Raw genomic sequence first — 7242 nt, 5'->3', positions numbered from 1 at the left:
TATTTCCGAAAATCATGGGATGTCCTTCCTTGTTGCGAATCCCAAAACCACGCATTACCACGCGGCACGCCCATTATAGCGAGCCTCGCAAGAGAGATCGGAACAACGTTGCTCGGCACGAAGCCCGTACACGTTCCGTACAAAACGGGCGACTCGAAAGCCGCCCGATATACAACCTTTATTTCAGCAATTCGCGGCCCGCAGCCTCAAGGGCGTCGAGCAGCGCATCGGCCGCAGCGCGGTCGGCATCCTTCGCGAACACATAGAGCTTGATTTTGGGCTCGGTGCCACTCGGGCGCACGATAACCTTGTTGCCGCCTTCAACGTCGAACTCGACGACATTTGCCGAAGGCAAGCCGTTCACGCCACCCTCGTAGTCGACCACGGCTTCAACGGCGCGGCCGGCAAGCTCGCTCGGAGCCTGTTCGCGCAGCTTCGCCATAATGCCGCGCATGGTTTCGGCACCCGCGGCGCCCGGAAACGAAACCGACACGGTGCGGTTGAGCCACCAGCCATGCTTCTCGTACAGCGCGCGCATAGCCTGGGCCAAGTTCATGCCGCGCAGTTTATAATCCTGAGCCATTTGGCAAATGAGCAAGCTCGCATTGACGGCATCTTTGTCGCGCACGTGATCGCCCGACAAATAACCATAACTTTCTTCAAAGCCGAAAATGAATCGGTCGACCTGGCCGGTATCGGAAAGCTCGGTGATGATGTCGCCGATGTATTTAAAGCCGGTAAGGCAACGACGCAGCTCGAAGCCGTATTCCGCAGCAAGCGCGTCAACCATGGCGGAAGACACGATAGTCGTGACCGCAACCTTATCGGACAAATCCTCGCCGCGTTCGCTACGCATGCGAGCGATGTAATCGAGCAGAAGCACGCCCATCTCGTTGCCCGTGAGCAGCGTGTAGTCGTCGCCGTCTTTGCACGCCACACCCACACGGTCGGCATCGGGATCGGTCGCGAGCAGCAGGTCGGGATGCACTTCCTCACACAGGTCAATGCCCTTTTGCATGGCCTCGCGAATTTCAGGGTTGGGATACGGACACGTGGGAAAATCGCCATTGGGCTCGCGCTGCTCAGGAACTACCGTGATATCGGTGATGCCCGCGCGCTCGAGCACGGTGGTCACGGGAATCAGGCCCGTGCCATTGAGCGGCGTGTACACGAGTTTCAAGGGAGCTTCGGCGACCTGCTCGGCGGAAAGGCTGCTCACCGATTTGGACAAAACCGCATCGTAATAGCGCTCGAGCACCGCGTCGTCGATCCATTTCACCATGCCCGAAGCCACAGCCTCATCGAAGCCCATCGTTTTCACGCCCGAGAACGCATCGGTGTTCGCGATAGAAGCAGAAATGGCTTTCGCAGCCTCGCTCGTAATTTGGCAGCCATCGGGGCCATAGGCCTTATAACCGTTGTAGGCGGCCGGATTGTGGCTTGCCGTCATGCAAATGCCACCTGAGCAACCAAGGTCGCGCACGGCAAACGAAAGCGTGGGCACGGGGGAAATCTTCGGATACACATGCGCCACAATGCCGTTAGCAGCCAAGATAGAGGCCGTCACCTGCACGAACAGCTCGCCCTTATTGCGCGAATCACGCGCAATCGCAACGCTTGGGTTCTCGAAATTCGCATTCAGGTAGTCCGCGAAACCTTGCGTGGCGCGGCCGACGGTATAGATGTTCATGCGATTCGTGCCAGCGCCAAGCGTGCCGCGCAGACCCGCCGTGCCGAAGGCCAAATCTTGGAAGAATGCGTCTACCGCTGCAGAATCGTCGCCCGCATCGGCCGCCTTCTTCATTTCGGCCAGCTCAGCCGCAAGCTCCTCGTCGGACACATTGGCAATCCAACGCTCCAATTCAGCACGCACATCGCGATTTTCCATTTTGTATCTCCTGTCCCATCGCTCGAGGCCACGGGACATGCGCTTCCGCCTCGGTCAGTCCTGACTCGCACGGAAGCCACATCAAGTGGCTTCCGGCTCGTGCGGAATCTATCGGAAACGCACGCCCCGCGCCCTCGAGCTATTCGAACGACCTGAAAACAATCCAAGCCGCGTGATTACTTGCCTTCATCCCCCGCATCAAGAAACTTCTTGCGCGTTACAAAGTTCCACACCATAACGATTGCCGTGGCGCCGATTTTCGTAATGAGGTAGTGAATATGCAGCAGCTCGACGCCCGCCCACATGCACGCGTTGTTGATGATAAGGCCAATTACCGAAAGCACCACGAAAATAATGAACTCGCGTCGGCGGCTCATGCCTTCTTTGTGCGTGAACACATAGCGCATCGACGCCACATAGTTGAACACCACCGACGCGGTGAACGAGATGGTGGCCGACACTAAGTAGTTAACGCCGAACACTTCGGTGAGCAACGCGAGCAGACCGTAGTCAATAACGAAGGCAATAACGCCCACTACACCGAATTTCGCAATTTGAGCTAAAAGTTTTTGCATGTATCTCCTTCCGCCAACCTGACGGCCGTCGTCAGTCGCCGCCGCTGCTTGGCAATCTGGCGGCGCATTTCGGGCTCCACCTTCACCCCTCGTGTCGAAGCCTTCCGTACAACGTTCAATAAAGTTTCGCAAAGCGTCTGGGCGGGTGATGCGCCTCCAAGCAGTTCCGCACGAGCCAAGCAGCACGTAATGCGCTGCTTGCGTGAGCTCGGGACCGTTTGGCCAAGAAGCATCATCCGCTCAGACGCCAGAGCGGTTCTTTACGTCCAGAATTGGAACGTCTCGAGCAGGCCTTGGTATGCCCATGGGTAGGCATCCGATACCCAACCGGTTTCTGCCGTGATGCACAAGAGCACCGTATAGGCCACGCCAATCGCAACCGCCGCAGGCAACACACGCACGAATACCGCATGCGCCTTCGAGCCGTTTTCGATGTTTTCGTTCACGATGAACAGCAGCAATACCGCCGCCATAAGGAACATGATGCTGAAGTCAGCGAAGTAGCGCTGCAGAATGCCCGCCATTTCCGCATCGGCCACAGCGATAAGCACGCCGATGCCAATGAGCACGCCAATAACGCCTGCCACCGTACGCGTTTTACGCTGGTTAATGCGCATTTGCAGAATACGCCGAGCGAACGGAAGCACCCACAAAATGGGAAGCACAGCGAAAATGCCGCCGAACGTAACTTCCTTAACCGTTTGCCCCAAATAGGTGGTGTCGAACGCGACAGCCTGCAAATAAGGGAATACGCCCGTAGTCGCGGGAGTTTGGAACAAATACGCGAACAACGCGGGGGCGATACGGCCCACCGCCATACCTCGCTTCGTCATGTCGTTTACCGTGAGGTTGTAGTTCGCGCCGAAATCGAACAGGCTGCCAAAGCGCGCCTTGTTGTACCACATAATGCCCGCGCACACCACAATATAGGGCGCGATAAGGCACGCAAACTGACGAGCGCCCGCCGCCGTGCGAATGCGGCCTTCGGTAATGTACATGCGCCAGAACAACGGGAACGCCAAGAAACTCAGCAGCACGAGCTGCGGGCGGCACCCTACCACGAGCGCCATGCACAGCGAGCCCGCCAAATAGAAGCCCTCGGGACGTGAATGGCTACGACCCACCATCCAGAAATACAAGCCCCATACCGAAAACGCGAGCGCCAGCATAATGGGCAGCGAATAGAACGTGGGGAACTTCAGCAAATACGGCATGCCGCAACACGTCACAATCGCGATTTGCAGCAGCAGGAACACGCCAGTCGTCATGCGCTTGAAGTGGTAGCGGGCAAAGCGGTCAAGCAGCGCCGAAAGGCCCGCGATGAAAAACGCCATGCCAATGAGCACGCCAATCGCCGTGGGGAAATTCGCTCCCGTGACAAGGTAGAACGGCAGGTAGAACAGCAATACCGGCACCACGCCGAAGTACACGTAATAATGGCCTTCGTAATATGCGGTATCCCATAAGTAGTTCTCGCCGGTTTCCTTCACCAACTGGTCGCGGGCACCACGGTCATACGGGTCATCCATGTTCTGCAACCAGTTAGGCGGCTCTTCTTCCAAATAGAGCTTGCCCTGCGTCATGGATTTCGCGAGTTCAGCGTATTGCTGCGCATTTTCGCCGCCGCATTCGAACACGTTGATAACGCTTACGCCATCCCACGAGCCCGAGTTGTAATGCTGCGTTGCAACGCCTACGAGGTTCGTGCCGAACAACAGAAACGCCGCGCCAACCCAAATCTCCACCGCAGCCACGCCAATAACGGCGATTTTGGTGCGACGCGGATGCTCGCGCAGCTGCGTGCGATACAGGCTCGACTTGGGGCGGAACGCGTATATGAGCGCCATAATGCACGCCGCGAGCAAGAAGCGCTCGCCGTTGAAGCTAAACGGTTCAGGCGCGTTAAGCACGGCCTTCGACATGTACAGAGGAGAGGTGACCTTCGTTTCCCCATCGTCGACGCCCACCTGAATGCGCAGCTTGTACACCGAGCCCGAAGCGTTGATGTTGAGGTATTTACTCTCTTCGTTGTTCGTGGAGACATACGTGACCGGCACGCCAGCCGTGTATTCATCGTCGTCGAAATACGTCGAGTGCGCATCGTCGGTAAACCAGATTTTCACGGGCACGTTTTGCGCCGACTGGTTCCCCGAAAAATCAAGCTTGATATTGTGCACGGGCACGCCGACGTAATCGAACTCAATCGTGTTGTCGATGGCCGAGATGCGCAGGCGATCATCGGCGGTTTCCTGCAAGTTTGATTGTTCGTTGACCGTGATGGGCTGCCAGGTGAGGCTGCGCCAATGGTTGAAGTTGAACACCACGACTTCGAGCGCCGCGGCGCACAGCAAAATAACGCAGGCGACCTTCGCGAAGTGCCGCAACCGCGCATGATGAGTGGCAATGAACTCGCCAAGTAATGTCAAGAAAGCATGCATGGAGCGCATTATACCCAAGGTCACACGCCGAATGAACGCTCGAGCCCGCACCCCCATGCGCACCACAAAAAAGCGCCTCCCGAAGGAGGCGCGGTGGGACAGTTACTTACGGGGAAACTGTCCCGGTTTTGTTTCGCAGCCGAATTACAGGCAGAGCAGAGCTTTCACGTCGACATAGACGGTGTCGACCGGACGATCACCATCGACGCTCTTCAGCAGGCCCTTGCCCTTGTAGTAGTCGATAAGGGGGCTCGTGCTCTTGGCGTACACGTCGAGGCGGTTGCGAACCGTGGCCTCGTTGTCGTCGTCGCGCTGATACATCTCGCCGTCGCACTTCGGGCAGGTGGCGTCGGCAGCGGTGCCGATGTAGCCGCATTCCTTGCAGCAGCGACGCTCGGTGAGACGCTTGATGATGACTTCGGGGTCAACATCAACGAGCAGGGCGGCGTCGAGGGGACGCTCGAGACGGGCCAGCATGTCGTCGAGGGCAACAGCCTGGGCCGTGGTGCGCGGGAAGCCATCGAGAATGAAGCCCTTCTCGCAGTCGGGCTCGCGCAGGCGCTCGTCCATGAGGTCGATGATCAGGCTATCGGGAACCAGGTCGCCCGCATCCATGTAGCCCTTGGCCTTCTTGCCGAGCTCGGTCTGGTTCTTCACCGCAGCGCGCAGGATGTCACCCGTGGAAATGTGGGGCGTGGCGAATTCCTCGACCAGCTTGGCGGCCTGCGTACCCTTGCCGGCGCCCGGGGCGCCCAACAAAACGATATTCATTCGTAAGTCCTTTCAACTTATGCAGTGGCCCCATTGTATCAGCTTGCGCGCATACATGAAGAAAACCCAGACAATGCGCGGAATCTTGCCGTCAACGACCAACGGGTGCTAATCGCTCCGAGATTCGAAACGTGCCGTAGCTGCTTTCGGGAAACCCGCTAGGCATTCAGCTTGTACAGGTCCCAAAGCCCTTTCAGCAGCAAATTCGGGTCATGCACGATTTCGCGGCGACACGCGGGAACAATCATGCGGCTCACGCCGCCCGTCGCAATAGCGGTCACGGGCTCGCCCAGTTCATCGGCGATGCGGTCGATCAGGCCATCGATGGTTGCCGCGTTGGAATACAACACGCCCGAATACATGCATTCGACGGTGTTCTTGCCAATAAGGCCCTTCGGCTTTTCAAACTTGATGAACGGCAGCTGCGAGCACTGCGCGGTAAGCGCGTCCTGCGAGATAACCACGCCGGGGTAAATAATGGAGCCGATATACGTGCGATCGCTCGTCACGACCGAGCACGTGTTCGCCGTGCCCATATCGAAAATCGCGAGCGCGCCGTCGTAATCGTTCACAGCGCCCGCTGCGTCGGCAATCATGTCGACGCCCAAACGCTCGGGCGTATCCATATCGATGGAGAACCCCAAATTCATTTTATAGTTCACCACAAGCGGCTCGAGATTCGTTTTCGCGCGAACCGAAGCCACAACCGATTCTGTGAGCTCGGGCACGACGGAAGAAACAACCGCGCCCGCCACATCAGAGAAATCGAAGCCGTGCATGGCGACGAGTGCCTCGAAGCCATCCATGAACTCGCGCACCGTGCGACGCTTGTCGGTGGGAAAACGCAGCTGGCTCGCGAGCTCGCCGCGCGTGGGCATAAGGCCCATCACCACATTGGTGTTGCCAATATCAACCGTAAGCAGCATGGCTACTCCCCTTCCGTTGACGCAGGGAGCGGGTCGAGCGAGAACAGCTCCGTCAAAAGCGCGTCGGCCGCATCGGCCTTCGAGAGCATAGGCAGGTCGACCTCGTGCTCGCGAGAGATGAGCGTGAGATGGTTCGTTGCCGTGCCAAAGCCCGCGCCTTCCTCACGCAAGCTGTTCGCGCAAATCATATCGACGTTTTTGCGCGTGAGTTTGCCGCGGGAGTTTTCGAGCACATTGCACGTTTCCATCGAGAAGCCGCACAAACGCTGCCCGGCCACACGATGCGCGCCAAGCCAGGAAAGCGTATCGGGCGTACGTTCAAGCTCGATGGACAAGTCGCCATCCTTCTTCTTCATCTTGTTGTCGGCCACCGTTTTCGGACGATAATCGGCAACCGCGGCGGCGGCGACAACCGCATCAAACTCGGCGTAACGGACGCTTACGGCATCGAAAAGGTCTTGCGCGCTCACGATGCTCACGAGTTCGACACCCTCGGGCGCTTCAAGCGAAACGGGACCGCTCACGAGCACCACCCGCGCACCGCGATCGCGCGCCACCTCGGCGATGGCATAGCCCATGCGGCCCGTAGAGTGGTTGGAAATAAAGCGCACCGGATCAATGGCTTCCTGCGTGGGCCCCGCAGT

General features: G+C 58.1%; 6 protein-coding genes. All 6 read right to left on the bottom strand.

Translation table 11 applies throughout. From position 1 onward, the window contains the following. Positions 1 to 178: 178 nt before the first annotated feature. The gene (locus tag ACWI8T_RS07270) at positions 179 to 1888 is read right to left on the bottom strand and encodes a phospho-sugar mutase (protein ID WP_449138461.1); all 1710 of its coding nucleotides are present in this window, start codon (positions 1886 to 1888) and stop codon (positions 179 to 181) included. A 176-nt stretch (positions 1889 to 2064) separates the two neighbouring features. Then, positions 2065 to 2463: a GtrA family protein gene (locus tag ACWI8T_RS07265; protein ID WP_449138460.1), complete on the bottom strand. Its 399-nt coding sequence runs from the start codon at positions 2461 to 2463 to the stop codon at positions 2065 to 2067. 260 nt (positions 2464 to 2723) lie between these two features. Next, positions 2724 to 4901, bottom strand: a complete 2178-nt coding sequence (locus ACWI8T_RS07260) for a cytochrome C oxidase Cbb3 (RefSeq protein WP_449138459.1) — start codon at positions 4899 to 4901, stop codon at positions 2724 to 2726. Positions 4902 to 5045: 144 nt separating this feature from the next. Further along, complete coding sequence (locus tag ACWI8T_RS07255; protein ID WP_449138458.1) at positions 5046 to 5672, bottom strand: adenylate kinase; 627 nt, start codon at positions 5670 to 5672, stop codon at positions 5046 to 5048. 158 nt (positions 5673 to 5830) lie between these two features. Beyond that, positions 5831 to 6598: a type III pantothenate kinase gene (locus ACWI8T_RS07250; RefSeq protein WP_449138457.1), complete on the bottom strand. Its 768-nt coding sequence runs from the start codon at positions 6596 to 6598 to the stop codon at positions 5831 to 5833. A gap of 2 nt (positions 6599 to 6600) precedes the next feature. Further along, a partial coding sequence (locus ACWI8T_RS07245; RefSeq protein ID WP_449138456.1) for a phosphopantothenoylcysteine decarboxylase domain-containing protein occupies positions 6601 to 7242 on the bottom strand: 642 nt, incomplete at its 5' end.

Source organism: Slackia sp., from assembly GCF_977041755.1.
Note: the sequence above shows the minus strand (reverse complement) of the source record. Positions and strands in the feature narration are given on the sequence as shown.